This is a genomic window from Rickettsiales endosymbiont of Peranema trichophorum (assembly GCF_004210275.1).
In the GTDB taxonomy this organism is placed as follows: Bacteria; Pseudomonadota; Alphaproteobacteria; order Rickettsiales; family Midichloriaceae; genus RICK02.
In genome coordinates this window covers 1-1,710 of record NZ_SCFA01000110.1, presented here as the reverse complement: position 1 = coordinate 1,710, position 1,710 = coordinate 1, and the positions used below count along the sequence as shown (strand labels likewise).

Here is a 1,710-nt window from a genome sequence, read left to right as displayed (position 1 = left end):
ACACCACAACAAGAGAATGCTGTATATCACTTCAGGTATTAGGATAGCTGCTCCATTTGTGACATGAGTGTAACGTGTCCCTGCAGGCTTGGGTACGTAAGAATAAGTGTGTAAGTTGGTATGAAAGAATGGAGGTGTAAATTGGCCAGCGAATAGGCTAGTATATAGCCAGTTTGAGCTGGCCAATTAGTCCGTGCGTCAGAAGTGATGGAGAGGTTAATTTAAGGAAGGTTTAGTTGACTCTAAGAAGATACTGAGCGATAAAAGGAACATAATGCCGCTACCTTAAGGATCCAGGGTCACATACTACTATGGCAACGCATGGTAGCGGGCGTCATGTTCAAGTATATGCTGATAAAATGAGGAAAGAGCTTGATGATATACATATGGATTATAAAGATCATCGCATTACAAAAGAACAGATAGAAGGAAAGGTGTTTGAGTTAATCAACAAGGTGAAAGAGAAGTTGTACAAGGGTGAGATAAAATTACATGATTAGAGGTTATACGTGGCATATTTTTTGAAATCAGGATATAGAATACCGAATTACCTGGTACCGCATCCTAATTGGAAGAAGATAGGAGAAGTAGCGACGGAAAGTTTAGAGGAGTATTTGGTGACAAATAGGTTTGGTATGGGAGCAGACAGAATAAGTATTATAGATCCGATTTGGAGATCTTTACACGATGGTTATAAGGCCAATGTGAAATGTTTACATTTTGAGTATGAGGAGGATGATGGCAGGGGGAGACCAGCGGCCAAAGAAAGGTTGTTGAAATATGACGCACTAGAGACAGCAGGAGTAGATGTCCCATTAGTGAAGGAGAAGGTATTGGAAGTATTTAAGGAGTATTGTGGGGGCAAGATACAGGTAATAGACGTAGTACTCACCCTAGAGGATGGAGAAGAGATAAGAGATTATAAGGGGATCAATGTAATAAACAGGGTGGAAGCATTTACGTGGGAAGGAAGTAAGAAGAAAAGTAGTTATGAGGAATATGGTCATGGACCTAATGCTTTTTCAATGGATGTGATTGCGTTTAGAGAAGATGTGGTGGAGAAGGAGGTGATATGCAAGGATTGTGTAACGAATTCAAGTGATATATTGATATCGGAGTCACTAGGAACGGCTTTAAAGAAAGGTAGATTTAAAGGGTTGGGTCTTATACCTAAAGACTATGCAGGTTCCATATTAGTGTAGTGGTTGGCTCTTAGGTTTAAATTGTAGAGTAGCATGACATCAAGGCCCCCCACTAAGAGCTGTTAGTTTTGTTGTTACAGAATCATTGGAGTATAAAACAGCTGGAGGAAGTATTCGGAATAGTATACAATGGGTTGTACTAAGCATGAACACAAAAAAATATACTGATGACAAGATACCTAGACGCAACAAACGATGTAGCATTTAAGAGAGTCTTTGGCGACAAGGAAAGACTAAAGGATTTTTTAAATGCTATACTACGTTTAGAGCCGGGAGAAAAAATAGCAGAACTCGAGTTTATGTCTGGAGAAGAGATACCCGACATAGGACAGGGCAAAAGAAGCTTGTTTGATTTGAAGTGTAAGGACGAGTCTGGCAAGATCTACATAGTAGAGATGGAGAACAGACAAGAGATGCACTACATACAAAGGGCACAGTTTTATGGGTCACATACATACGTATCACAACTCAAGAAGGGTATGTTTCATAAGGACTTGTTGCCTGTGAT

At 39.9% G+C, this 1,710-nt stretch carries 3 protein-coding genes; all 3 read left to right on the top strand.

What is annotated here, in order from left to right:
• Window positions 1-311 precede the first annotated feature (311 nt).
• Window positions 312-500 (top strand): hypothetical protein, encoded by a 189-nt coding sequence (locus EDM53_RS05455; protein WP_130122649.1) that lies wholly within the window; start codon window positions 312-314, stop codon window positions 498-500.
• A 9-nt stretch (window positions 501-509) separates the two neighbouring features.
• Window positions 510-1,202 carry an imm11 family protein gene (locus tag EDM53_RS05450; protein ID WP_130122648.1) on the top strand — a complete coding sequence of 231 codons (693 nt, stop codon included), beginning with the start codon at window positions 510-512 and terminating at the stop codon, window positions 1,200-1,202.
• Window positions 1,203-1,369: 167 nt separating this feature from the next.
• Window positions 1,370-1,710: Rpn family recombination-promoting nuclease/putative transposase (locus EDM53_RS05445; RefSeq protein ID WP_130122647.1), on the top strand; the 341-nt coding region annotated here is incomplete at its 3' end.